The following is a 24,162-nucleotide window of genomic DNA, read 5'->3' on the forward strand; positions in this document are numbered from 1 at the left end:
CACCGGCCAAAGTGCATTAGGCAACGACCGAACCGGAGAAAAATTGATCATGGCACTCCTCCAGAGAATATTTGTGTCTGACAAAATGCAGACGGACTACAGCTATGAACTGACCGCGCAGACCGGAGAAGGCTTTGCTCCGGATTTTCGCCCACACTACACGCCAGAAGAGATGCTAAAACTTGGCGTTTTTGAGGGGAAATACCTTTCCGACTGTACCAATGAGTTTCCGGACTCTTGGTTCTCTGACGCCAAAATCAGCGATCAGCCGGATGTGAGCTTGAACTATTTTGCCATCAAAAGCCGTCAGCCGTTGGATGTTTGGCGCGAGAAAGGCTGGATTTACGGGCCGGATCCTCGCGGGTGGTTTCAATGGTATTGTCGGTACTATCTGGGACGCCGACTGACTGAGATTGACCGAATTCAAATTGGCCGGTGGAAGGCATTTGCACGACACGCAGGACAGGTTAGGGCCAATTGCTACCCTGGGGATGTGTTTTGCAGGCCACGGCAGCGCCAAGCTTTGCTTCAGTGGTCTTACGACCCCTATATCTAGGAGCCAACGTGCTATTTGCCGCGATAAACAAGGAAATCGGGCAAATAGTCAAAAGCGCGGATCACCCAGGAAAACGGTGCCGGGAAATCTGTGCGGAACCGTCGTTTGAGCATAGCTGCCACAACACGTTCCGCGGCCTTTTCCGGTGTCATCAACATTGGCATGTAAAAGCCGTTTTTCTCGGTCAGGCGGGTCTTGATAAATCCTGGATTTATCAGCCTCACGGTGACGCCGGTGCCCTTTAAGTCAAGCCGCATGGTTTCTGCCAGATTGACTAAGGCGGCCTTGCTGGCGCCGTATCCAACCGCAGCAGGCAGTCCACGATACCCAGACAAAGAGCCAATCAAAGTGATGTCGCCGTGACCTCTTTCCACATATTCAGGGACCACCTGTCCAAGAACTCGAAGCGCGCCTGAGAAATTGACATCCGCCATTCGCAAGATGGCTTCGCTGTCCCAGTCCGTTGTCAGCATGGGCTCATAAACCCCTGCGTTGTAGACCACTGCGTCAACGGGCCCGGCTACCTTCGCCGCCCATTTGACGGCTTCGATTTTGGTCACGTCCAGCGGCACCACCTTAGAGTTCCTAAGCATTCGGTGCAGGTCATCAAGCCGTCCTGTGTTGCGTGCTGAGAGGATCAGTCGGGCACCTTCCTGATCCAATCGTTTGGCTAGAGCTCTCCCCAGACCTTCGCTGGCGCCGATGAGCCAAACCGTCTTCCCGTGAAAGTGGGTCATTGCTCAGCGTCCAGCACATCATGCCCATCGCTGATCAGCCGATCCGGCGGGAGCTGTTTTTTGAGGAACGGCGCGCGCTTAAGATACAGGATCGCGGCCTGCCAATGGATCAACGCAAGAACACGCAAAGCGCCAAAGGGACGCCGGAGAGCAGCCCAAACCAGCGACCTGTTGGTTGCCGGTTGACGCGGACCAGTCAGGGTCGCCAGCACCCCCATGTCTTCGTTTCTGAACATGATCCGGATGTCGATTTCGCTGTCGGTCATGCCAAAGTTGAACTGATAGTGGCCGGCGATTTTTTGGAAGGGCGAAACATGCATGCGCTTTTCCGCAAACAGGGAGTCACCCTTGCCAATGGGGCCGAAATCTTCTTTGGCGCAGAAATAGCAATGTCGCTGACCGAAGGTGTTGTTGACCTCGGCCACAAAGGCACGTGGTATGCCATCAACCAAGGCGATCCAGAAGCTGACCGGATTAAAATGGAACCACAGGAAATTGGGTTGCGTTAGTAGCAATATTTGTAGGTTGTCGGCAACAAACCCGCGATTTCGAAGCTCACAGCGGAACCAGTTGGCCCCTTGACCGTCATCCCGTACGCCGCCATGGCGATGATCCCACAGCGACCACAGATTGAAACGATTGTGCGACAGCAGGTGTGGTGTGTCAGCCTCAAAATCGGTCAACACGTAATCCACGCGGTAGGTGAACGCATTTTTGAGCGCACCTCGGCGGGCATGATGGGTCTGAGCCTGAATGTGTTCCAATATCATGCGAAAGATACGCGCGCGCGCGCCACGCGGATCACTTTATCTAGAATGTCTGTCGAAGAAAAATGATCCGGATGCCAAGGCCTTACGTAGTTTCTTCAAAACACCCTTATGGCGAGGACAGAAATGTACGATCAAACCCATGGCCCGCGAAAACGGATAGCGATTGTCGGCGGCGGCATCTCGGGCCTTTCTGCGGCGTATTATCTGGCCCCTTGCCACGACATAACGCTGTTTGAGGCTGCTCCGCGACTTGGCGGACACGCGCGGACAGTGATGGCTGGGAAAGACGGAAACCAACCGGTCGACACTGGGTTCATCGTGTTCAACTACGCGACTTATCCGTTTTTAACGCGACTGTTTCGCGATCTTGATGTGCCGGTGATCAAAAGCGAGATGAGTTTTGGCGCCAGTATCGACGAAGGCAAGCTGGAATATGGCCTGAACTCTTTGAGCGCGATAACCGCTCAAAAAGCGAATTTGTTTCGTCCGCAATTTTTCAAAATGATCGCCGATATTGTACGCTTCGGAAAGCGTGCAGAGGCTGCGGCAGTCGATGACGAGATGACCATCGGCGAATTGGTAGATGACCTGAAACTAGGACAATGGTTCCGAAACAATTACCTGATGCCAATGTGCGGTGCGATTTGGTCAACTCCTGTGAGCGAGGTCGACCAATTCCCGGCCAAGTCTCTGGTCAGGTTCTTTCGTAACCACGCGCTTTTGGCAGGCGCCAAAGAACATCAATGGTGGACCGTTGACGGTGGCAGCATTGAGTACGTTCGGAGACTGGAAGCCGCGCTGGTCGCGCGGGGATGTGACATCCGAAAGGGAACGCCGGTTGCGCATGTGCAACGGGATGATTTTGGCGTTCACATCAACACCATCAACGGCACGCTGCCCGCTTTCGACGAGTTGATCCTGGCCTGTCATTCTGACCAAACTCTGAAAATACTGGGGGAAAATGCTACCGACGAGGAGGCCGCGGCACTTGGCGCCATTCGCTACCAGGCCAACTCGGCTGTTTTGCATTGTGACGTCAATCAAATGCCCCGGCGAAAGGCGTGTTGGTCCAGTTGGTCCTACCATTCCCAGGACGGCGACATTGGTGTCACTTATTGGATGAACAAACTTCAGGGCATTCCCGAAAATGATCCTCTGTTTGTGACCCTCAATCCAACGCGAGAGATTGCGCAGGACGCCATCTATGATGAGGTGCAGTACAACCATCCGGTTTTTGATACAGCTGCCCTAAAAGCTCAACAGCGCATCCGGCAAATGCAGGGACAAAACCACACTTGGTTTGCAGGCGCTTGGAACCGACACGGGTTCCATGAAGATGGCATCGCCAGCGCTATGCGCATTGTGCGTGCTCTTACTCCTCCCCATCAAATTGAAGGATCTGCCCATGCGGTTTACGGACAAGGCGTTGAAAACAAACTTCCTATCGACATGCGAGCAACTGCGTGACGGTCAGCTAACTCTGCGCACGCCCGAAGGCTCCCGCTATCAATTTGGGCACTCCGGTCCCGAAGCCGAACTCGTCATTCGTGACTGGGCGGCGGTCTCCGCTATGGCTGCACAGGGTCAGGTCGGCCTTGGGGAAAGCTATGTTCAAGGGTTGTGGGACACGCCATCCATAGAATCCTTAATGTCATTGGCAATGCGCAACCGCGACGCGCTCGGTGCTTATGACCATGCCAGTTCATTCAACAAAGCCAAATTCCGCATGGTTGATACTGTCCTGCGCAGAAACTCACGGCGTGGGTCACGCAAAAACATCCGGTCTCACTACGACGTTGGCAACGAATTCTATGCGCTGTGGCTGGACGATGGAATGACTTATTCTTCGGGGCTGTTTTCCTCTGGCGACACGGATTTGGCGCGGGCTCAAAGTCGCAAGAACGACCGTATTTTGTCGCGACTCGGAGAGGGAGAAAGGGTTCTAGAGGTCGGCTGCGGTTGGGGAGGCTTTGCAGAGCAAGCCAGTCAAACCGGTCGGGACGTGACCGGTGTCACGATTTCCCACAATCAACACAGCTATGCCGAATGCCGATTGGACGGGCGCGCGGACATCCAGCTGCGCGACTACCGCGACGTAAATGGCCAATATGACAACATCGTTTCCATCGAAATGGTCGAGGCCGTCGGAGCACGATACTGGCCAGATTACTTCTCCGTCCTGAAACGAAACTTGGCAGAAGGCGGGCGGGTGCTGTTGCAGGCGATCACCGTCCAAGACAGCTTTTTTGAAACCTACAGAAAGTCATCGGACTACATCCGGCAATATGTGTTTCCCGGTGGCATGCTCCTGTCAGACAGCGTGATTGAACACCAAGCTCGACACGCCGGATTCACGGTCCGCGACAGCTTTGCCTTTGGTCAGGATTACGCTCAAACCTGTCGGATTTGGGCCCAACGACTATGTGCACAGAAGCGCCGGATAAAAGCGATGGGGTATAACGAAAACTTCTTCCGCAACTGGCATTACTATCTTGAAATCTGCGCTGCGTCGTTCGCGGTGGGACACACCAATGTGGTGCAAGTGGAACTGGCCCATGCCTAATCTGACGCATTGGCGCAATGGTGGCGGTGCTCTGTTGCACCGCCACACCATCATCGCCCGATTGAAGCGGCGTCAGGACAGCCGGTGATGCACTACCCTCGCGTAAGTCTATATGCGTTGATGTTGGCCGCAGCAGGCATTCCTTTATACATTCACCTGCCGCGGTTCGCGTCGGTAAATCTGGGGATCGGGCTGGGCACGGTTGGCACGATTTTGCTTGCCATTCGGTTGATTGACCTGGTTCAGGACCCGTTGATTGGCTGGGCCATTGACCGCTGGCCGCAAGCACAACGTGGTTTTGCCCTTATCGCGGCCTTTGGTTTGGCTGTCGGATTTCCAATGCTTTTTTCGCTGACCGCCGGACCCAACACCGTGGCCTGGCTCGTCGCTACATTGGTACTGCTGTTTTCATCATACAGTTTGGGTATGATCCTATTGTACGCAAGAAGCACAACTCTTGCCGTGACATCTATGCCTCGAGACATGATGACGATGGCAGCGTTTCGTGAAGGCGGCATGTTGACCGGTGTCGTTATTGCGGCAATTGCGCCTGCTGTTTTTGTGGCAATGGGGGCAAGCGGACAAGGTTACCCCGCCTTCGGTGTGTTTTTGGGCGCGCTCGCCATAACATGTGCCGTGGTCTCATTCCCGATTTGGAAGCGTCAACCGGTCGCAGGAAAGCAGATTACGTACTCAGATCTCAGACGTTCTGGTGCTTTGCGCCTATTGGGGTTGGCTTTGGTCAACAGCTTGCCGGTTGCAATCACCTCCACCTTATTTCTCTTCTTTGTCGAAGACCGTCTGCAATTGCCGGGCAAAGCTGGGCCCTTGTTGATCCTGTTTTTTCTCAGTGCGGGGCTCAGCTTGCCGTTCTGGACCAAACTCAGCAAATGGGGCGGGCCAAAACGTACTCTCCTGCTTGCGATGCCTCTTGCGATCCTAGGCTTCATTGGCGCCGCGTTTCTGTCGGCCGGGGATCTGGTTGGGTTTGCTTTGATCTGCATCGCCTCAGGGGCAGCACTTGGGGCAGACATGGTGATCCTACCAATCATGTTTTCCCTCGCACTCAATCGCGGAGGGCTAGAGCCGTCATTTGCTTTTGGCATATGGTCTTTTGCCGGGAAACTTAGCCTCGCTTTGGCTGCGTTCCTGGTCCTGCCATTGCTGGAGTACAATGGATTTGTGCCCGGCGCGCCCAACACGGCCTCGGCACTGACCAGCTTAAACATCTCCTACGCCGTCATTCCCTGCGTCCTGAAGTTGGGTGCATTGGCCGTCGTTCTCACGCTTCCATCAGAAGGCTCTCCGACATGAAATTTCTTGCTATTCTTCCTTGGCTGATTGTTCTGGCCGTGTTTGCCAAAACGCTGTTTCTCAGCTTCCGGTCCCAATCGCCTGAGGACTATGCGGACACCTCTCCCAAAGTTTCACTGAAAACCCATCTGTCGGGTCCAATACTTTCGGAAGGTGTTATCTATGGACCAACCGGTAAGGTAACCAACAGCTTCGTGGCCAAAATGGTTGGCGAGTGGGAAGGTGACACCGGCACATTGAGCGAAGAGTTCACCTATTCCAATGGCCAACGTCAAAACCGAAAGTGGTTTCTAAAACTTGGTGATGACAACACGTTTACTGCCACAGCGGATGACATTATCGGCGAGGCGCGCGGTGTGGTGTCCGGGGCCACAATCAAGATGGAATACCAAATTGTCCTTCCTGAGGCGTCCGGAGGTCACAGCCTATCAGTCACTGATTGGCTGTACCTTACAGAAAGTGGCGTCATTATGAATCGGTCTGAGTTGCGCAAGTTTGGATTTAAGGTCGCGGAGCTAGTAGCCACCATGCGCCCCGCATCCCCGCCAGCCAATTAGGCTCCCAACTGGGTCGGTGATCTGCTGGTGGTCGGCCGCTTTCCTGTTTTGGGTGGCTCGATTCTTGCATGCCTGCGTTCCTATCTGTAGCTCAAGCTTGAAGGCAGCGGGTCAGTGTTCGGATTTGTGTCTATAATTTTTTAGATGTCCGCTTTGGAACAGCTTCACTGCAGCAAGCGTGTGATTGCCGGATGTCCTCTAAGGGCCGTTAACAGCACTTTGCAAAGGTCGCTTTCTGCGCTTCGCTGCCATTGGTGCCTCACGCAGCATCCGGCACCGCTGCGGGTGCCTATTGAAAGGCAACTTTCGGGAAATCGGCCTTAGAGCTTTGCGCCTGCAGCGGAGCACGTGCTGAGCCTCATGCGAATGTCGTGAAAGGGCTGAGATCGGTCATCGGCGGCTGGATCTCGTGCGACGGCTTTGTCCGCATTGCGGCCTTCCCTCTATCCCCGCGCATATCCGCGCTTCTGGGCGCCGTCGCGGTACTGATCTGCCGCCAAAGACGCGTCGCGCAGGTTGCTGAAGATGCGCACCATGCTGCGGCCCTTGCCACCGGCGACACCCCATTCGCGCAACACGGAGATCTCTTCAAACAGGTTCATGGCGATTTCCACGCGGTAGAAGCGGGGACGGGTGCGTTTGGCAGGTTTGTACAGGATGCAGATGGCCATGGGGTTAGCCTAAATCAGCCGCGAATCGGGTGCAATGGTCTTGTGGGCGGGCGACTCTGGGTCAGCCGTTAGCTGCCAGAGAGCAGCACCGCTTCGACGCGGCGATTGAGCGTGCGACCGGCCTCTGTGAGGTTGGTCGCAATCGGGGCGAGGTAGCCTGCGCCGCGCGCTTCGATTTGAGATTTACGAACGCCGTGCTGGTTGATCAGCTGTGCGCGCACCGCAGCGGCGCGTTTTTGCGAGAGGCTGGTGTTGGTCGCAAGCGAGCCCTTGCTGTCGGTGTGGCCAACAAGGGCGATGCGACGGTTGGGATCGTCTTTGAGGAAATCGGCGAGAGCTGCCAGGGAGGCGACGTCTCCGTTGGTCAGCTTGGAGGCACCGGTTTCAAAACTCAGATCACTGAGCACCACATGGCCGGATTGGGCAAGGGTTGTGGCGACGTCGGTGGCGGTTTCGGGCGTGGTGGAGACAACGGGAGTGAGCGTGGAAGTTGTGGTCTCTGGTTCAGGTTTGACCTGCGGTTGTGGGTTGGCTTTGGGTGACTTGGTTGGTACTGGCGCCGCGGCGCTGTCCGGGCGGATGTCAAAGACCTGAACCATGCCAGCTTGGGCGGTGCGGCTTACAAGGACGGCCACAGCTTCGGGGCCAGCGTCAGTCTCGCGGTGGGCGGAGAGGTAGAAGTAATCGGACAGGTCGACAAACATGTTGGGTGGCAGCAACACGTCGATGCCAAAGCGGAAGTCAAAGCCGCCACAGGCCGTCGCGTCACAGGACAGGATCAGCTCGTAGCCTTCATCCAAAAGCTGGGCGGCAAGGTCGCTGTTGACGCGGCCGGTGCCAGGGAAGCCGCTGGAAAACCGCCAACTGCGCTTGCGCAGCGTGCCCGCCACGGGGATGGTGGGCACGGTGGCTTTGTCTGCGGGTTCAATCGCCAGAGAAAGCACGCTTTGCTGTGCGAATTCCTCCCCCAACAGCTGTCCGGGCGTTTCAAAACGCGGTTCAAAGGCCCAGCCGGTGGCCGGGCATAGGAGGAGCCAAGTTATGAGGGTGGCAGATTTCATCGAGATAAAGCGTGGTACTCTGCGTTGGGCTGCATGGCGGTGGCAGAGGCGACGCGGTTGGACATGTTGTAGAACCCGGCCACGTTGGCGATGTCCCAGATGTCCTGATCAGAGAAGCCAACGTCACGCAGCGTTTGGCGGTCACCCTCTTCGATGGTGGCGGAGGCGATGGTCATTTTCTCAGAAAATGCCAACATGGCATATTGGCGAGCGTCCAACTCGGCCACGCGCCAGTTCATCACCATCATCTCGCCCAGCGCCGGATCGCCGGAAAGCTGACGCACAGCCGCGCCATGGGCGACAAGGCAGTAGAAACATTTGTTGATGGCGCTGACCGCCACGGCGATCATCTCGCGCTCCAGCTTGGAGAGACCGCTGTCGCCCAGCATGAGGTCGTTATAAAGCGCGGTGAAGGCGTTCAATTTGTCCGCGTGGATGGCGTAAGCCTGCAGCACGTTGGGCACCATGCCCAGCTTTTCCTGACAGATGTCAAAGTAGCGTTGGGTCTCTGGTGGCAGCGGGTCCATCATTGGAATGTTAAGCGCGGTTGGTTTGGTATTTTCTGCCACGTTGGCCTCCCTTAAGCGGTGGGTTTGCACCGGTAGTGGTACTGTCCCACAACGGTCATACCGAGGGAAGAGTACAGCCGATTTGCCGCAGCGTTCGATGTGACACAAATGACCGACAGGTGGGTGCCACCGTTCTCTAACGTCCAGAAGGCGGCGCGTTGCATCAGAAAGCGGGCGACGCCTTGGCGGCGTTGGAATGGCAGAATTTCCAGCGCGTGTACCATACCGATGCCGTTGTGCAGGCCAAGGAACGATGCACCTGCCGGTTTATCCTGCCAACGGGAGACAAAGCCGGTTTTGGGCATGGGTGCGCGGTCCATGACTTTCAGGCGGGCAAGATCCATGCCACCTTCGGCCCAGATTTCTTTCATGATCTGAAGTGGCTCCCATGCCGGGATGGCAGCGGTGCGGGGGGGGCGTTCTGTTGCGAGGTCTTTTGCCGGAATGACATACATGGTCACTGGATCAACGATGTCATAACCGCGCGCGGCGAGCTCTGAATCAAGCTCGACGTCACCTTCGCGAATTTGGAAGATCGGTTGTTGATTGAAGGCGCCCATGCCTTTCTCGGCAGCGGCGATATCGGCAACCACCAGATCGCCGTTAAGTGTCGCCGAGGACACGCGTTTTCCGCCGCCCTGCCCGTCCCGCAGGGTAAAACATCCGCAGCTATGTGTTGCGGCGGCGGGCCAGGTGCCGTCGATCACGTCGTAAAGCGTGTGGCTGGTGATGTCTGTGTTCATGAGAAAAGGCCAGAGAGTTTGGTAATCGCTGCATCGATACGCGCACCGTCGGTGCCGCGAATGACAATGTTGGAGCCGTAAGCACCGTTGCGCTGATACGGGTAGGAGCCAATGGAGAGGTCGGAGAACTCCTCCGCCAAGCCAGCCAAGGGACCCGCAATATCGCCTTCGCCGCGCTCAATACGCAGGGTTTGGCTCAGCAGGGGTGCGCCGCCGATCAGAGTTGGCAACACACTGGCGACCATGGCCTGGAACACCGAGGGTACCCCTGCCATGACGTAGACATTTTCCAGCCGGAAACCCGGTGCAACAGAAACCGGGTTGTCGATCAGCGTGGCGTCGTCCGGAATGCGGGCCATGCGTTTACGTGCGTCGTTAAACTCCTGACCGGAATTGTCGTAATGCGCCTGCAACAGCGCAGCAGCGTCGGCGCGCACATCGATGTGTTTGCCAAAGGCTTCTGCAATGCAGTCAGCCGTAATGTCATCATGGGTGGGGCCAATGCCGCCGGAGGTAAAGACATGCTCGTAGGCGTCTGACAGTTGTTTCACCGCAGCCACAATGGCGGGCGCATTGTCGGAGACAACCCGCACTTCGGTCAAATCAATGCCGTGTTTGGTCAGCTCACCGGCAAGGAAATACATATTAGCATCGCGGGTGCGGCCAGAGAGGATTTCGTCGCCAATCACCAGCATGGCTGCGGTTGGATTTGCCATGATCTCATGTCCTTGTCAGTGCGTCACCGCAGGTATAGGCCTGTGCCATGCGCTTTCAAACCCCTCTCGTTCCCGCCGTGCTACTTCGCCGCTACAAACGGTTCCTTGCAGATGTTCGCCTTGAAGACGGCCGCGAAGTGACGGCTCATTGCGCCAACCCCGGCTCGATGATGGGGTTGAAAGATGAAGGCATCAAAATCTGGCTAGAGCCCAATGATGACCCCAAGAAAAAGCTAAAATATGGCTGGCGTTTGGTGGAGCATAAAAATGGGCATTTCACTGGGGTCGATACCTCAGTGCCAAACCGCGCTCTGAAGGCCGCTTTGTTGGCGCATGAGATACCGGAGTTGGCCAGCTATGAGAGTGTGCGGCCAGAGGTGAAATACGGCACAAACAGCCGGATTGATTTTCTACTGTCTGGTGAAGGGCGCAAAGACCTGTATCTGGAAGTGAAGTCTGTAACCTTGAGCCGCGAAGAGGGTGTGGCGGAGTTTCCCGACAGTGTGACCGCGCGTGGGACCAAGCATCTTGAGGAACTCATGGCCATGATTGCCGAAGGCCATGACGCGATGATGCTCTATTTGGTGCAGCGCACCGATGCAGAACGGGTCACCCTCGCTCCGGATATTGATCCAACGTATGCCGAGACGTTTCAACGGGCACGGGCTGCAGGGGTTCAGGTACTGGCTTATGGGTGTGACATTTCCCCAACGCAAATCACGGTTGGTGCCCCCCTGCCCTTTGCCTATGAAAGCCGGTGACACAAAGTGGTGTCCCTAAGCTCTAGCAGTTTTAAGAATTTACGCTTACATAGCCGCAAACCACACGTGATGGAGCACTTCACATGATCGGCAAACGCCGCAAGACTCGCGATAGCATCGACCTCTACTCGCCAGAAGACCACGCGGGCATGCACAAGGCGGGCGCCTTGGCGTCGCAGATTCTGGACGACATCGCAGAGCACGTGTTTCCGGGCCAGACCACCAAAGAGCTGGATCGGCTGATCGAGGCGCAGGTTGATGCGGCAGGCGCAACGTCGGCCACCATTGGCTATCGCGGCTACGAACATGCGAGCTGTATCAGCGTGAACCATGTGGTCTGCCACGGCATTCCCGGCAGCCCGATCCCCAAGTGGAACAAAGAGACCAGTGCGCGCAAAGAAGACCCGATGCGCGACGACGACAAGCTGCGCGATGGCGACATCCTGAACATCGATGTGACCGTGGTTGTCGACGGCTGGTATGGCGACACAAGCCGCATGTATGTGGCGGGCAAGCCCAAAGGCTTTGCCAAAAAGCTCATTCAAGTGACACATGATGCGCTGATGTTTGGCATCGATGCGGTGAAGCCGGGCAACACCTTTGGCGACATCGGCAACGCGATCCAAACTTATGCGGAGCGCCAGCGCATGTCGGTTGTGCGCGATTTCTGTGGCCACGGCTTGGGCCGCGTGTTCCACTCGCCCCCCAACGTGCTGCACTATGGCCGTGCTGGCAGCGGGCCGGTGCTGGAGGAAGGCATGTTCTTCACCATCGAGCCCATGTTGAACATGGGCCGTCCAGAAACCAAAGTACTGGCGGATGACTGGACCGCGGTGACGCGGGACAAATCCCTGTCAGCGCAGTTTGAGCATTCCGTGGGTGTGACCGCAGATGGCGTGGATATCTTCACGCTTTCCAAAGGTGGGCTGTACCACCCAACCTGGAAGTAAATTGTTGGCGGGTGCTTAATCTTCTGCGCCCGCAACCTCCAAAAACGTCATCCAAGTGTCACCGTATTTGCGCTGATCGAGCTGCGTGAAACCTTCGGGTGCCACTTGCGGCGTGTTTTCCTCCCAGACAATCAAGGCATCCTCGCTGATCCAGCCGTTTTGCGTGGCCAGAACGAGAGCCTTCTGGCCCATGGATTTGCCATACGGCGGATCGAGGAAGATCAGATCAAACGGGCCATCCGGGTTTTGCGGCAGACGGGTAGCATCCGCTTTGATCAGCTTGGCGCGGTCTGGGCCGCAGGTTTTGCGGATGTTGTCGCGGATGAGATTGCCCGCCACACGCCCGTCATCGACAAAGGTCACGGACACGGCGCCGCGTGAGACCGCTTCCAAACCCAACGCGCCGGTGCCTGCAAACAGGTCCAGCACGCGGGCGTCCGTGATTGGATCCCCCAGCTTGCCGCCTTGCAAAACGTTGAACAGGCTTTCACGCACCCGGTCTGTGGTGGGGCGCAGGTGTTTGCCCTGATCGCCTTTGCCAACTGCTGCAAGCGCGATGCCGCGCCACTCTCCGCCAATGATCCGCATAGGTGGCTCCTTACAGGCGCATCAGGTCTTTGATGTCGGTGTTTAGGTCCGCCACCATGTCGCGCGAAGGAGATTTACCCCCTTCGATCAGACGTTTGCCAACCATGTAATCACGCGGGGAATTCATCGCATCCACTGCCAGTAACGTGTCGCCTTGGTAGTACCAGAAGGATGTTGCGCCGGTGCCGCTGTCGCGGGTGACAATGGTGTCAAAGCCGGTGTTGAGCCCGGCGATTTGTAGTTTTACGTCGTATTGATCGGACCAGAACCACGGCTTGGCGACGTACGTTTTCTCCGCGCCTAGGATATTTTCAGCGACCACTTCGGCCTGATCGATGGCATTTGGCACGCTTTCCAGACGGATGCGCGTGTCTTTGTAAGGGAAAGAGGCACAGTCTCCAGCAGACCAAACAGAGGGCGCGCTGGCGCGGCCTTGGTCATCGGTGGCGATGCCGTTGTCGAGCGTAAGGCCTGCGGCGTCAGCCAGAGCAGTCTCAGGGCGGATGCCGACTCCGACTATGACAAAATCCACCGACAATTCGCGGGCGCCGGAGAGCTTGGCAGATGTTACACGGGTGTCACCAGAAAGGCTTTCCAGTGCGGTGCCTTCGAGGATCTCGACACCGTGGGATGTGTGCAGGGCGCGGAAATAGTCGCTGGTTTCTTTGGCCGCGACCCGTTGCAGGATGCGGTCAGACATCTCCACCAGCGTGACTTTGAGGCCCTTGGAGGCAGCAACGGCAGCAGCTTCGAGGCCGATGTAGCCCCCGCCAACAATCAGCACGTGGCGGCCTTCGCCAAATTCGGGAGTCATCGCATCCACATCGGCAAGGTTGCGCACAGTATAGACTCCATCGAGGTCGCCACCGATGGCGGCGGGCAGGCGAATAGGCGACGCGCCGGTGGTCAGCACAAGGTGATCATAGCTCAAGGTTTCTTCAGCTAGGGAGACCGTTTGCGCCACTGTATCGATGGCTTGAACGGCCGTTCCAAGGCGCAGAGAGATGTTCTGATCCGCGTAATAACTCTCTGGGCGCAGGTAGAGCCGTTCAAGGTCCATGTCGCCTAGCAGATACTTTTTGGAAAGGGGGGGACGTTGGTAAGGCGGTGCGATTTCAGCGCCAATCAAGGTGATTTCGTCTTCAAAGCCTTTGGCGCGCAATTTGGCGACGCATGCCGCGCCTGCTTGCCCTGCCCCAATCACAACAACGTGCGTCACGTCACTCTCCCTCAAATGCCATTGCCTAAGCCGCTGGCGAGCCTATATCGCAGGCTCAGGGAAACGCAATGAGAGTATCACAGATGAGTATTTCGATCGGAGACAAAATCCCCGAAGGCACGCTGATGAAGGTGGGCGCAGAAGGGCCTGAGCCGGTGTCGGTTGAGAGCCTGACCAAAGGCCGCAAGGTTGTGGTGTTTGGCCTGCCGGGCGCGTTCACGTCCACATGCAGCAGCGCGCATTTGCCAAGCTTCATGCGCAATGTGGCCGCGCTGAAAGACAAAGGCGTGGATGAGGTGATCTGTGTTTCGGTGAATGATCCGTTTGTGATGGATGCCTGGGACAAAGCCAACAACGCGGCCGAAGCTGGCGTGACGCTGCTGGCTGATCCAACGGGTAACCTGACCACAGCCATGGGGTTGGATTTCAGCGTTCCAGCGATTGGGTTTGTGAACCGCTCCAAGCGCTACGCCGCGATGATTGAAAATGGCGAATTCAAGATTTTGAACGTCGAAGAGGCGCCAGGCACCTGTGAGATCAGCGCTGGAGAAACCATGGTTGCCGCGCTTTAAGCTGGTACACGACTGGCCTGACGGGCTGCGCGAGCGTGTCAGGCCTCTCCGAATAGAACATCCATTTTACGTGCGAGTTTGGCGTCCAAGGCAGAAATCCCGCCCACGTCGTGGGTGGTCAGAGTTACATTCACGGTCTTGTAGACATTGGACCATTCCGGATGGTGGTTCCATTTCTCAGCCCAAATAGCCGCTTTGGTCATCCAGCCAAAGGCTTCTACAAAATTCTCAAACACAAAAGTTTTTCGGATCGCGTCACGGTCTTCGCAATAGGTCCAACCGCTTTGCAATAGTGGCTCCATAACCGCATCGCGGGCAGCCTGACTGAGTTTTTCGGTCATTCATGGTCCTCCTCATTGCTGCGCTTGAACGGGCCGTAGCTGGTCAATACTTCAACATCCTGGCTGACCGCCTCCCGCTCCTCTTGCAGATAGTGGTCGATGGCGTCGCGAAAGCCCGGGTCTTGGATCCAGTGCAACGAATGAGTGGTCACCGGCAGATAACCACGCGCCAGTTTGTGCTCCCCCTGTGCGCCCGCCTCCACCGAAGACAGCCCCTGCGCAATCGCCCAGTCCATCGCTTGATAATAGCACAATTCGAAGTGCAATGCCGGATGATGTTCAACACAGCCCCAGTAGCGACCAAACAACGTATCGCTGCCAATCATGTTCATGGCGCCTGCAACGGGGGCTCCGTCGCGCTCAGCAAAGATCAGAAGCGTGTCGTCACGCATGGTTTGGTGAAGGATGTCAAAGAAGGCACGAGTCAGATACGGCGTGCCCCATTTGCGCGCGCCAGTGTCCTGGTAAAACCGCCACATGGCGTCCCAGTGTTGGGGCTGGATGTCACCCCCCGTCAGGCACACAATCTCGCCACCAAACGCTTGGGCTTGGGCGCGCTCTTTGCGGATATTTTTGCGTTTGCGTGAGGAGAGCGCATGAAGGAAATCGTCAAAGGTAGCATAGCCCTCATTAAGCCAATGGAATTGCTGACCGGTGCGGTAGAGCAGGCCCATCTCTTGACCGTTCTGCGCCTCTTCCGGGGTGCAAAAGGTAATATGCGCGCCACTCAGACCATTGTCGGTGCCAACCTGCACCATGCCCTGTACCAAGGCGGATTGGCCGGCGGCCTCCCATCCCGGACGGGTCAGCAGGCGGCGGCCTGTGACCGGCGAAAACGGCACGGCAGTTTGCAGCTTGGGGTAATAGCGCCCACCCGCCTGCTCATAGGCATGCGCCCAGTTGTGGTCAAAAACGTATTCACCCTGGCTGTGCTGTTTGATGTACATCGGCGCCACTGAGATTGTTTCGCCGCCTGCTTTGGCAGTCAGGTGGCGGGGTAGCCAGCCGGTGCCAGAGCCAACACTGCCGCTCTCCTCAAGTGCGCGTAGGAAACGGTGGGTGACAAAGGGGTTTTGTGCGCGACCAGTACCGCTTGGCACGGGATCTGCGCAGGCGTCCCATTCAGTCGCCGGAATGCTGTCCAGCGACTGATGCAATGTGATTTCGATGGGATCGCCGTCCATGCGCACGCCTCCTTTTTGGCAGTGTACCTGCTACGAAATAGGGTGCGAGACAAATCACTTTTAGGGCAGCCAATCTTAGCTGTCCTCTGGCAAGTAGCCTTCAAAAGTGATGTTATCGACAATCTGACGCGCCGCTTGCTCCTGTTCGACGGAGGTCACGGTCCAACATAGGACTTTGGCGCCGCCCGCTTTGAGCCTTGCGACCTCAGGCGATTGCAAATCGTCCACGCTGTGACTGATAAAGCAGGCGCCAACAGCGTCGTAGTCCGGAATGGACTTCAGGCGTGTTCGAACGGCTTCTGGCAACAAGGGCCATCCGTCAGAGTGGAACGGATCGGTGGTCAACCCACGTGGCACATCTGGCGCAAGGTCGCGCAGAGCCGCCACGCTGTGGGGGTTAAACGCCATGAAGGCCAGCGGGCCGTCATAGCCTTGCACAGCTTGCACCGCCGATGCTTCGAGGTCACCGACGTTGGGGCCCATGATGCCATCCTGATCTTTGAATTCGATCAGAAGTGGCACGCGGCCTGCAACCAAATCCAGCACTTCGGCAAAGGTGGGGATGCCCTCGTCGCCGCCGATCAGGCGCATGGCCCCAAGTGCCGCAGCAGAATGCTGACGCACGGCGCCTTTGGCCTCCGCCAGGCGTTGCAATTGGTAGTCATGGAACGCCATGGCCACCCCGTCTGAAGACAGTTGCAAATCAATTTCAATGCTAAAACCCTGCGCAATAGCCGCCTTGATGGCCGCCCGGCTGTTCTCCGGGCGGCCATCTGTGACGTCATGCAGGGCCCGATGCGCAATGGGCGCATCAAAGAACCGTTTGTCGAGCATGTTAGGAAATCTGGAAGATGCCTTCGATTTCCACAGCTACGCCAAATGGCAGCGAGCCAGCAGAAACCGCAGAGCGAGCGTGGCGGCCTTTGTCGCCCAGCGCTTCAACCATAAAATCAGACGCGCCGTTGATGACCTTTGGCTGGTCGGTGAACTCTGGTGTTGAATTCACAAACCCCACCAGTTTGACCACTTGAACCAAGCGATCGATGTCACCGCCACAAGCCGCCTTCAGTGCCGCAAGAAGGCCTACAGCACATGTACGCGCAGCGGCCACACCCTCTTCGGTGGTGAGGTCTGCGCCCACCTTGCCAGTGGTGAAGCCCGCGTCGGTCATCGAGATTTGACCGGAGACATAAACCATGTCGCCCACAACCACATAGGGGACATAATTGGCCGCAGGGGCTGCAACGTCCGGCAGTGTAATTCCCAGTTCTTTCAGGCGTGCTTCAATCGCGCTCATCACGTGCTCTCCATATGCGATGTTTGCGCCGACGCTAGACCGCATAATGGAATTTGAAAAGCGCGAAATGCAGGTCAGCTTTCGCGGAAAGCCCTCACAAAATAGTCCGACAGGGGTTTGGTCAGATATTCCCACGGTGTGCGATCCCGGGTACGGAAAAATGCATCCACTGGCATGCCCGGCACAAGCGAGGCTTCGGCAGGCAGTTTTTCCACCTCCCCTTCAAGCAGTTCGATTTCTGCTTTGTAGAAAGAGCCACCAGTCTGATCATCTTGGAACGCATCTGCGGAAATGTGCACCACGCTACCTTCGAGGTCTGGTGTGGTGCGTTGATCAAAGGCAGAGAACTTGAGCGTGACGGTTTGGCCCGGGTAGACCTGATCCACGTGGATGGTTGGAACCTGAACAGCCGCGATAAGCGGCCGGTCTTGCGGAACGATGTAAAGCAGCGGCTCTGCAGGCTGGATGACCGACTGAGAGGCAAACACCTGCAACCCGTAGACCAAACCGGCGACTGGTGCACGGATATCGAGATTTTCGATTTTGGACATCAGATGGCGCCGGCGCTCTGAAAGCTCCAGCTCCCGGTAACGCAGATCCCGCAAGGTCGTGATCGCCTCTTCGCGGCGAGTGCTTGCGAGTTTGAGCGCCTCGATCTCAATTTCGGTGACACGTCCTTCAGCTTGGGCACGGCTGGCAAGCAATTCTCCGACCTGACCAGCCAATGAAGCCTCTTCGCGACGCAGGGAAAGCACACGGGAAGCCTGTGCCAAGCCCTTGTCCAACAACGCTTGTTGATCGGACAATTCTGCCTTAATCAAGTCAAGCTGCTGGGTGAGCGCATTATTCTGCGCGTCGATGCCAACAATTTGGCTATGAATTTGAGCTTTGCGCTTGCCTAATTGATCGAGGTTTTTGTTGAGCGTTTCGGTGCGGGCTGCAAACAGGCGACCTTGCCCTGCCATGAGACCTGCGGCCTCTTGAGAGGTCTCCGCAATCTCCACCAGCGCGGAATCGAACACAATCTCCTGCGCGTCATCACGTTCAGCATCCAGACGACCGCGGCGGGCCATAAGCTCCCAAAGCTGACCTTCGGTGACGGTGAGCTCTAACATCAATTCTGCCTCGTCCAACTGCATCAGGATTTGGCCAAGCTCGACACGATCGCCTTCTTCGACTTTGATTTCGGTGACCACACCGCCGTCGATGTGCTGCACGATCTGGCGATTGCGATCCACTTCGACGCGACCGGAGGTCACAATGGCACCGGCAATTTCTGTGCCAACCGCCCAGGCGCCAAACCCAAGAACAAGCACCGCAAGCGCAAGCCCACCAATCCACAGCGGTTTGCGTGCGCTCCAGTTTTTATCAGCGCTCATTGCACTCCTCCCGGTCCGGCGGATGTGCGCACTTCGTTGTGATTACGCAAGACTTCCCTGAGCACTTCATCCTTGGGGCCAAAGCTGCGTTTCTGTCCGTGTTCCAGGGCCAAAAGTTTGTCACATTCCTGAATAGCGGCTGGTCGATGCGCCATGATAAGCACGCTTTTGCCTGCCTGTTTCATATGGCGTATGGCCGCGTTGAGCGCCATGGAGCCTTCGTTGTCCAAATTTGAATTGGGTTCATCCAGCACCAAAATAACCGGGTCCTCATACATGGCCCGCGCCAAACCAATCCGCTGCAACTGCCCGCCGGATAGCCGCCCACCATGGGCCGCGACCTGCGTCTCATAGCCGTCCGGAAGTTTGAGAATCATCTCATGTGCGTCGGCCTTTTTCGCCGCATCAACGATTTTTTCTGCTGGTGCATCTTTCTGCAAACGGGCGATGTTTTCAGCAATTGTGCCATCAAACAGTTCCACCCGCTGAGGCAGATACCCAATATAACGCCCCAGTGCAGCGGGGTCGTATTGCTCCAACGACGCGCCATCCAGACGGATTTTGCCCCCTGCTGGACGCCACACGCCAGTGATGGCTTTTGCTAATGTGGATTTTCCTGCGCCAGAGGACCCAATCACACCGATAGCCTCACCCGGCATCACGTCGAAGGACATCATCCGCAAAGTGGCTTGCGCTTCGCCTGGCGGCACAATGGTCACTTGTTGCAACTGCAATTTGGCTGCCGGAACTGGGAGTTCGGTGCGGGGCTGAACCGGCGGCACCGTTCCGAGCAGCTCTGCCAAGTTGTTCCAGCCTTTGCGCGCACGTTGCACAATGGCCCATTGGTTCACGGCCAGTTCAACCGGCGCTAAGGCGCGCCCTAGCAAAATCGACCCTGCGATCATGGCACCAGGGGTGAGTTCCCCCTTTAGCACCAGAAAGGCGCCCAAACCCAACATCGCAGATTGCAAAAACAAGCGGAAGGTTTTGATCGTGGTTGTGAAACCGCCCCCAACGTCCGCAGTGGCCATGGTTTCCTGAAGCGACATGCGCCGCACAGTCTTCCAACGTGCAAAAGCCGATTCGCGCATACCCAATGCGGAGACCAGTTCCGCCTCGGACTGCATTTGCGCCGACATACGGTTGGCATTGTGCGTGGTGGCCATCATCCGTTCGGTATGACGGCGAGTGGCAAATTGGTTAAACACAGCTGCAAGAATTAGCATGCCGCCGCCCGCGATCGCCAACAGCCCCAGCCAAGGATGAAACAACGCGATCCCGATAAGAAAAAGTGGGGTCCACGGCATGTCAAAAACTGACGTTAGGACCGGGGAGGTTAAGAGCCGCTGGACCGACTCCAGATCCTGAAGCGCGGTTTCCGAACCGACCGACTTCCCAACTGACGCGCGGCGCAGAGATGCATCAAAGACGCGCTGATCCAAGGCATCCTGAAAGCGAGCGCCAACCCGTGCCATGATACGACCACGGGCAAAATCGATCAGCCCCATAATCGCAAATAGGAATACAACCAACAAAGACAGCGCAAAGAGAGTTTCACGAGACCCGCTGCCCAAGACGCGGTCATAAACTTGCAGCATATACAACGGGCCAGTCAGCATGAGCAGGTTCACGAAGAAACTGAACACGGCAACAGTCCAATACAAGCCACGGCTTTGAGCGCGCACGACCCGAAGCTCCTGAAGCCCGCGTTCTTTTATCTGTGTGGTCATCAATTGGTCCCTGTGAGCCGGGTCGCGTTAGTCAAGTTGGGTGCGCCCGGTGAATTTTGCCTGTTTTCCCGTCAGGTGTATGTTCCCAAACTGCCACAACATGTGACGAACATCACTATGACATTGGGGTAAGCAATCGATTAAACTAAATGGTGGAGTGTTGTCGCGAAATGAAAAACGTGTGGTCGCCTTTTGAAACTGGTTCCTAAGAAATTGTTGCGCTCTATTGTACTGACCTTTTGCATCAGTACAACTCTCACAGCATGCGCCAAAACAGATGTCTCGCCCGGCGGGATTCACGACCCGAATGAGGCCGCCAATCGGCGTATACATGCCTTCAACAAAGGGGTCGACAAAGTCCTTCTTTCGCCAGCTTCCAATGGCTATGGCACCATTATCCCACGTCCCGTGCGCACAGGGGTGTCCAATTTTGCTGATAACCTGTCGCTGCCCAACGATGTGATCAACAACACTTTGCAAGGCAAGTTGCCACAAGCAGGATCATCGCTGTTTCGGTTTGTGTTGAACTCAACTTTTGGCGTTGGTGGCCTGTTTGATCCAGCATCAGCCGCAGGCATGGAGCGACACGACACAGATTTTGGAGAGACCCTCCATGTGTGGGGCGCGGGCGAAGGTGCTTATACGGAAATGCCGTTCTTTGGCCCTTCGACAACACGCGATGCCTACGGGTTTGCGGTGGACGTGATCCTCGATCCGTTTTTTGTCGTGGTGCGAGAGCCAACACGGTATATTGGCGGTGTCGCGTATGTCGTGAACAAGATGGGCGATCGGTATGATTATGACGCCACGGTCGATTCCATCCTGTATGACAGTGCCGACAGCTATGCCCAGGCCCGCATTCTCTATCTGCAAAACCGCCGCTTCCGCCTTGGAATGCAAGGCGAGGAGACTTATGTCGATCCAGAGTTCGACCCGTACGAGGATCCCTATGCTGATTTCTAAGCTCACACGACGCAATTTCGTCGCCCTTACCGCCGCCGCAGGTGCAATGACTGCGCTGCCCTCTTCTGCCTTTGCACTAAACGATGCGCAGGCCAAAGCGTTGATCAACAAAGCTGTGGCTGACATCAATAAAGTGATCTCTTCCGGCAAGTCGCTGGATCGGATGATCAAGGACTTTGAGAAGATCTTTGTGAAATATGGTGATGTGAGCATCATCGCACGGTCCGCGCTTGGTCCCGATGCACGTGGGCTGAGCAAGAGCCAATTGAACGCCTACACCAAAGCGTTCCAAGGCTACATCTCCCGCAAATACGGCAAACGCTTTAATGAGTTTGTTGGCGGCAAAGTTGAGGTGACCGGTGGGCGCCCGGTGAAAAGCTTCTACGAGGTCAACGCCAAGGTGACCTTGCGTGGGCAGAAGCCTTTTCAGGTGAACTTTCTGGTGTCGGACAAATCCGGCAAGAACAAATTTTTTGACCTGATCATCGAAGGCATCAGCTTGCGCCTGTCTGAGAAGGCCGAAATTGGCGCGATGTTGGATCGCCGCAAAGGTGACATCAACGGTCTGATCCAAGACCTGAAGAAGGCGGGCTAAGCCAACTTCGTTGCGCGGGTGGTTGGCCGGATTAGTTCCGGCCGCCAAAGATGTCGCGCAGGATACCGTTCACAACACCATCTATCCCCTGATTTTTGCGCGGCCGCGCCGGCTGTTTTGGCGCTTTTTGTGGCTTGGGCGTAAATGCTGGCAGTGGTGTGGGCGTCATGTCTTCATGCACGCGCACCATGGCTTCACGCCAGATTTCTGCAGGCAGACCGCCACCGGTTACACCGGTCAGGGGTGTGTTATCGTCATAGCCCATCCAAACACCGGCAACATATTCATTGGTAAACCCAATGAACCAGGCATCGCGTGCGGCCTGGGTGGTGCCGGTTTTGCCCGCCACCTGCCAGCCGTCCATTTTGGCCCGGCCTCCGGTGCCTTCACTGACCACCTTTTCCATCATCCAGACCAACTCACGTGCGGCCTCGTCTGAGATCACACGTTCACCGATGCCACCGCCGGTGCCCATGAGCGCATCATCTTCGCCCAAAAGGCGCAGCTCAACCAGCCCATAGGGGGTCACGGACGACCCGCCATTGAGAATGCCCGCATAGGCGCCCGTCATTTCCAGAAGGCTGCTTTCGGAAGCGCCGAGGGCAAGGGCCGGACCGGCGGCAAGGTCACTTTCAATGCCAAACATGCTGGCGACAATGCGCACATTTTCACGCCCCGCTTTTTCAGAGACTTTCACAGCCGGGATATTGAGCGAATTCATAAGAGCAAACGTCAGGGAGACTTCACCATAGTGTTTGCCAGTGTAGTTCTTGGGGCACCACTGGCCTGAACCTGCGATATTCATGCAATACGGCTCGTCCAGAACTTTGTCGTCGTAATGCGCGCCACGCTCCAGCGCGGTGGCATAAACAAAGGGCTTAAATGCACTGCCGGTTTGGCGCTTGGCTTGGGTGGCGCGATTAAAGGCACCGGAGACTTTGGTTTTACGCCCCCCTACCATGGCACGCACCGCGCCGTCGGCCGACATGACCACAATCGCGGCTTGGGCTTTGGAGCCTTCGCGGACTTTGTTTTCAAACACCCATTTGAGGCCGTTTTCCGCCGCCTTTTGGATGCGTGGATCCATGGTGGTCTTGAGGATCACGTCTTCGGTGGTGTTGCGGGTAAAGAACTCCGGGCCGGAAGACATTACCCAGTCGGCAAAGTAGCCGCCTGCATTGGCTTTGGCGGCGGCGGACAGGGTTGCTGGATTTGTCTGATAATACTTGGTCTCTTTGTCGGACAGGTAACCCTGATCATTCATCAAGCGCAGGATTGTCGCGGCGCGATCCTGAGAACGCTTCAAGTTGGCAGTCGGCGCCAAAGACGACGGCGCAGTCAACAGACCGGCAATCATTGCGCCTTCAGCTGGGGTCAGGTTCGCAGCGGGTTTGCCAAAGTAGCGCTGGGATGCGGCCTCAGCGCCATAAGCACCACCGCCCATATAGGCGCGATTGAGGTAGACGGAAAGAATTTCATCTTTGGTGTATTTGACCTCCATCGCCATGGCGTAGATGGCCTCTTTCACCTTGCGCCCCAAAGAGCCCCGGCGGCAGTCTCGCACATAGTCCGCTTCGGTTTCCCACGCGCTGGCGTCGTACTCCACGCCAAGACACAGCAGTTTGGCTGTCTGTTGCGTCAGTGTAGAGCCGCCATGGCCCGACAATGGCCCACGGCCTTCGCTGAGGTTAATACGCACCGCACTGGCAACACCGCGCGGGCTGACACCAAAGTGGCGGTAGAAGCGTTTGTCTTCGGTGGCGATGACCGCATCTTTGAGATGTTTAGACACGGTATCAGCGGTCACAACACCACCAAACTGATCCCCACGCCAGGCAAAGACCTTGTCATCACGATCCAGCAACGTAACAGAGCCGCGCGCGCGACCATCCAGAAGATCATCCACTTCTGGCAAAGTTGTGTAGACATACGTTACCGCAAATCCGACGATTATGCTGACTACTAGAGATGTGCGCCAGACGATGGTCCAGATCAGGCGCAGGATCCAGCGGATGACGTTGCCAAAGAAGGCCACGATAGGATTGCGCGACCTTTTGCGAGGACGCTTGGGTGTGGATTTGCGACGCACGGGACGTTTTGGGGCAGGCTTGGCTTTGGCTTTAGTCGGCTTGCGCACAGGCTTGCTGGCTTTGCGCGTGTAGCGCTTGTCAGCCACCAAAGGTGGTTTCCGACGTTTTGAATCACTCATGCTCTGCCCACTGCCCGGGATGTTCTTTTCAAGCATTTTAGCGCGTGTGGGGTCCGATGTAGACCCACCGAATGGGGCAAAACCATTCTTTCACCGCCTATTTTTCACGCAAACCGG

26 protein-coding genes are annotated in these 24,162 nt (G+C 56.5%); 10 read left to right on the plus strand and 16 right to left on the minus strand.

Translation table 11 applies throughout. The annotated features are described in order from the left end of the window. Positions 1-49 precede the first annotated feature (49 nt). Positions 50-556 carry a hypothetical protein gene (locus tag QOL67_RS00210; RefSeq protein WP_283423935.1) on the plus strand — a complete coding sequence of 169 codons (507 nt, stop codon included), beginning with the start codon at positions 50-52 and terminating at the stop codon, positions 554-556. Positions 557-567: 11 nt separating this feature from the next. On the opposite strand, the gene QOL67_RS00215 is transcribed toward QOL67_RS00210, so the two are convergent. Then, a complete protein-coding gene (locus tag QOL67_RS00215) occupies positions 568-1,293 on the minus strand; it encodes an SDR family NAD(P)-dependent oxidoreductase (protein WP_283423936.1) in 726 nt (241 codons plus the stop codon). Then, entirely contained in the window at positions 1,290-2,063 is a 774-nt protein-coding gene (locus tag QOL67_RS00220; RefSeq protein ID WP_346770592.1) for a DUF1365 domain-containing protein, read from the minus strand. Before QOL67_RS00220 ends, QOL67_RS00215 begins: the two co-directional genes overlap by 4 nt. A gap of 123 nt (positions 2,064-2,186) precedes the next feature. Here QOL67_RS00220 and QOL67_RS00225 point away from each other — a divergent pair, with 123 nt between their 5' ends. The 4 genes from QOL67_RS00225 to QOL67_RS00240 all read left to right on the plus strand — a co-directional run bounded on the left by QOL67_RS00225 (position 2,187) and on the right by QOL67_RS00240 (position 6,497). Then, positions 2,187-3,530, plus strand: coding sequence for an NAD(P)/FAD-dependent oxidoreductase (locus tag QOL67_RS00225; RefSeq protein ID WP_283423937.1), 1,344 nt, complete (start codon positions 2,187-2,189; stop codon positions 3,528-3,530). Then, positions 3,469-4,626 carry an SAM-dependent methyltransferase gene (locus QOL67_RS00230; protein ID WP_283423938.1) on the plus strand — a complete coding sequence of 386 codons (1,158 nt, stop codon included), beginning with the start codon at positions 3,469-3,471 and terminating at the stop codon, positions 4,624-4,626. The genes QOL67_RS00225 and QOL67_RS00230 overlap by 62 nt, the downstream gene beginning before the upstream one ends. Before the next feature lie 87 nt (positions 4,627-4,713). After that, a complete protein-coding gene (locus QOL67_RS00235; protein WP_283423939.1) occupies positions 4,714-5,940 on the plus strand; it encodes an MFS transporter in 1,227 nt (408 codons plus the stop codon). Further along, positions 5,937-6,497: a DUF3833 domain-containing protein gene (locus tag QOL67_RS00240; RefSeq protein ID WP_283423940.1), complete on the plus strand. Its 561-nt coding sequence runs from the start codon at positions 5,937-5,939 to the stop codon at positions 6,495-6,497. Before QOL67_RS00235 ends, QOL67_RS00240 begins: the two co-directional genes overlap by 4 nt. A 443-nt stretch (positions 6,498-6,940) precedes the next feature. Here QOL67_RS00240 and QOL67_RS00245 read toward each other — a convergent pair whose 3' ends face one another. From QOL67_RS00245 to QOL67_RS00265, 5 genes are all read right to left on the minus strand, one after another. Then, the gene (locus QOL67_RS00245) at positions 6,941-7,168 is read right to left on the minus strand and encodes a WGR domain-containing protein (protein WP_283423941.1); all 228 of its coding nucleotides are present in this window, start codon (positions 7,166-7,168) and stop codon (positions 6,941-6,943) included. Between the two features lie 68 nt (positions 7,169-7,236). Beyond that, positions 7,237-8,229 (minus strand): OmpA family protein, encoded by a 993-nt coding sequence (locus QOL67_RS00250; RefSeq protein ID WP_283423942.1) that lies wholly within the window; start codon positions 8,227-8,229, stop codon positions 7,237-7,239. Then, positions 8,226-8,798: a peroxidase-related enzyme gene (locus QOL67_RS00255; protein WP_283423943.1), complete on the minus strand. Its 573-nt coding sequence runs from the start codon at positions 8,796-8,798 to the stop codon at positions 8,226-8,228. Before QOL67_RS00255 ends, QOL67_RS00250 begins: the two co-directional genes overlap by 4 nt. Positions 8,799-8,809: 11 nt before the next feature. Beyond that, complete coding sequence (locus QOL67_RS00260) at positions 8,810-9,541, minus strand: GNAT family N-acetyltransferase (protein ID WP_283423944.1); 732 nt, start codon at positions 9,539-9,541, stop codon at positions 8,810-8,812. Beyond that, on the minus strand, positions 9,538-10,257 hold the full coding sequence (locus QOL67_RS00265) for a competence/damage-inducible protein A (protein WP_283423945.1): 720 nt from the start codon (positions 10,255-10,257) through the stop codon (positions 9,538-9,540). The genes QOL67_RS00260 and QOL67_RS00265 overlap by 4 nt, the downstream gene beginning before the upstream one ends. A 47-nt stretch (positions 10,258-10,304) precedes the next feature. On the opposite strand from QOL67_RS00265, the gene sfsA reads away from it, so the two are divergent. Together sfsA and map are read left to right on the plus strand one after the other, a co-directional pair. Further along, positions 10,305-11,018: a DNA/RNA nuclease SfsA gene (gene sfsA / locus QOL67_RS00270; RefSeq protein ID WP_283423946.1), complete on the plus strand. Its 714-nt coding sequence runs from the start codon at positions 10,305-10,307 to the stop codon at positions 11,016-11,018. Between the two features lie 83 nt (positions 11,019-11,101). After that, on the plus strand, positions 11,102-11,968 hold the full coding sequence (gene map, locus QOL67_RS00275) for a type I methionyl aminopeptidase (protein ID WP_283423947.1): 867 nt from the start codon (positions 11,102-11,104) through the stop codon (positions 11,966-11,968). 15 nt (positions 11,969-11,983) lie between these two features. Here the strand turns inward: map and rsmD are convergent, their stop codons facing one another. Further along, positions 11,984-12,556, minus strand: coding sequence for a 16S rRNA (guanine(966)-N(2))-methyltransferase RsmD (gene rsmD / locus QOL67_RS00280; protein ID WP_283423948.1), 573 nt, complete (start codon positions 12,554-12,556; stop codon positions 11,984-11,986). A gap of 10 nt (positions 12,557-12,566) precedes the next feature. Further along, the gene (locus tag QOL67_RS00285) at positions 12,567-13,775 is read right to left on the minus strand and encodes an NAD(P)/FAD-dependent oxidoreductase (RefSeq protein ID WP_283423949.1); all 1,209 of its coding nucleotides are present in this window, start codon (positions 13,773-13,775) and stop codon (positions 12,567-12,569) included. Positions 13,776-13,858: 83 nt separating this feature from the next. On the opposite strand from QOL67_RS00285, the gene QOL67_RS00290 reads away from it, so the two are divergent. After that, positions 13,859-14,347: a peroxiredoxin gene (locus QOL67_RS00290; protein ID WP_283423950.1), complete on the plus strand. Its 489-nt coding sequence runs from the start codon at positions 13,859-13,861 to the stop codon at positions 14,345-14,347. 38 nt (positions 14,348-14,385) lie between these two features. On the opposite strand, the gene QOL67_RS00295 is transcribed toward QOL67_RS00290, so the two are convergent. From QOL67_RS00295 to QOL67_RS00320, 6 genes are all read right to left on the minus strand, one after another. After that, positions 14,386-14,688 carry a 4a-hydroxytetrahydrobiopterin dehydratase gene (locus tag QOL67_RS00295; protein ID WP_283423951.1) on the minus strand — a complete coding sequence of 101 codons (303 nt, stop codon included), beginning with the start codon at positions 14,686-14,688 and terminating at the stop codon, positions 14,386-14,388. Beyond that, positions 14,685-15,872 (minus strand): GNAT family N-acetyltransferase, encoded by a 1,188-nt coding sequence (locus QOL67_RS00300; RefSeq protein ID WP_283423952.1) that lies wholly within the window; start codon positions 15,870-15,872, stop codon positions 14,685-14,687. The genes QOL67_RS00295 and QOL67_RS00300 overlap by 4 nt, the downstream gene beginning before the upstream one ends. A 75-nt stretch (positions 15,873-15,947) precedes the next feature. Beyond that, positions 15,948-16,706: a glycerophosphodiester phosphodiesterase family protein gene (locus QOL67_RS00305; RefSeq protein ID WP_283423953.1), complete on the minus strand. Its 759-nt coding sequence runs from the start codon at positions 16,704-16,706 to the stop codon at positions 15,948-15,950. A gap of 1 nt (position 16,707) precedes the next feature. After that, positions 16,708-17,169, minus strand: coding sequence for a RidA family protein (locus QOL67_RS00310; protein ID WP_283423954.1), 462 nt, complete (start codon positions 17,167-17,169; stop codon positions 16,708-16,710). 74 nt (positions 17,170-17,243) lie between these two features. After that, positions 17,244-18,548, minus strand: a complete 1,305-nt coding sequence (locus QOL67_RS00315) for an HlyD family type I secretion periplasmic adaptor subunit (protein ID WP_283423955.1) — start codon at positions 18,546-18,548, stop codon at positions 17,244-17,246. After that, positions 18,545-20,278, minus strand: a complete 1,734-nt coding sequence (locus QOL67_RS00320) for a type I secretion system permease/ATPase (protein ID WP_283423956.1) — start codon at positions 20,276-20,278, stop codon at positions 18,545-18,547. The genes QOL67_RS00315 and QOL67_RS00320 overlap by 4 nt, the downstream gene beginning before the upstream one ends. 216 nt (positions 20,279-20,494) lie before the next feature. Here QOL67_RS00320 and QOL67_RS00325 point away from each other — a divergent pair, with 216 nt between their 5' ends. Then, positions 20,495-21,241, plus strand: coding sequence for an MlaA family lipoprotein (locus QOL67_RS00325; RefSeq protein WP_283423957.1), 747 nt, complete (start codon positions 20,495-20,497; stop codon positions 21,239-21,241). Next, complete coding sequence (locus tag QOL67_RS00330) at positions 21,228-21,836, plus strand: MlaC/ttg2D family ABC transporter substrate-binding protein (RefSeq protein ID WP_283423958.1); 609 nt, start codon at positions 21,228-21,230, stop codon at positions 21,834-21,836. The genes QOL67_RS00325 and QOL67_RS00330 overlap by 14 nt, the downstream gene beginning before the upstream one ends. A gap of 31 nt (positions 21,837-21,867) precedes the next feature. On the opposite strand, the gene QOL67_RS00335 is transcribed toward QOL67_RS00330, so the two are convergent. After that, the gene (locus tag QOL67_RS00335; protein ID WP_283423959.1) at positions 21,868-24,045 is read right to left on the minus strand and encodes a transglycosylase domain-containing protein; all 2,178 of its coding nucleotides are present in this window, start codon (positions 24,043-24,045) and stop codon (positions 21,868-21,870) included. Positions 24,046-24,162: the final 117 nt, after the last annotated feature.

The organism is Shimia sagamensis (genome assembly GCF_900182745.1).
Classification (GTDB): domain Bacteria; phylum Pseudomonadota; class Alphaproteobacteria; order Rhodobacterales; family Rhodobacteraceae; genus Shimia; species Shimia sagamensis.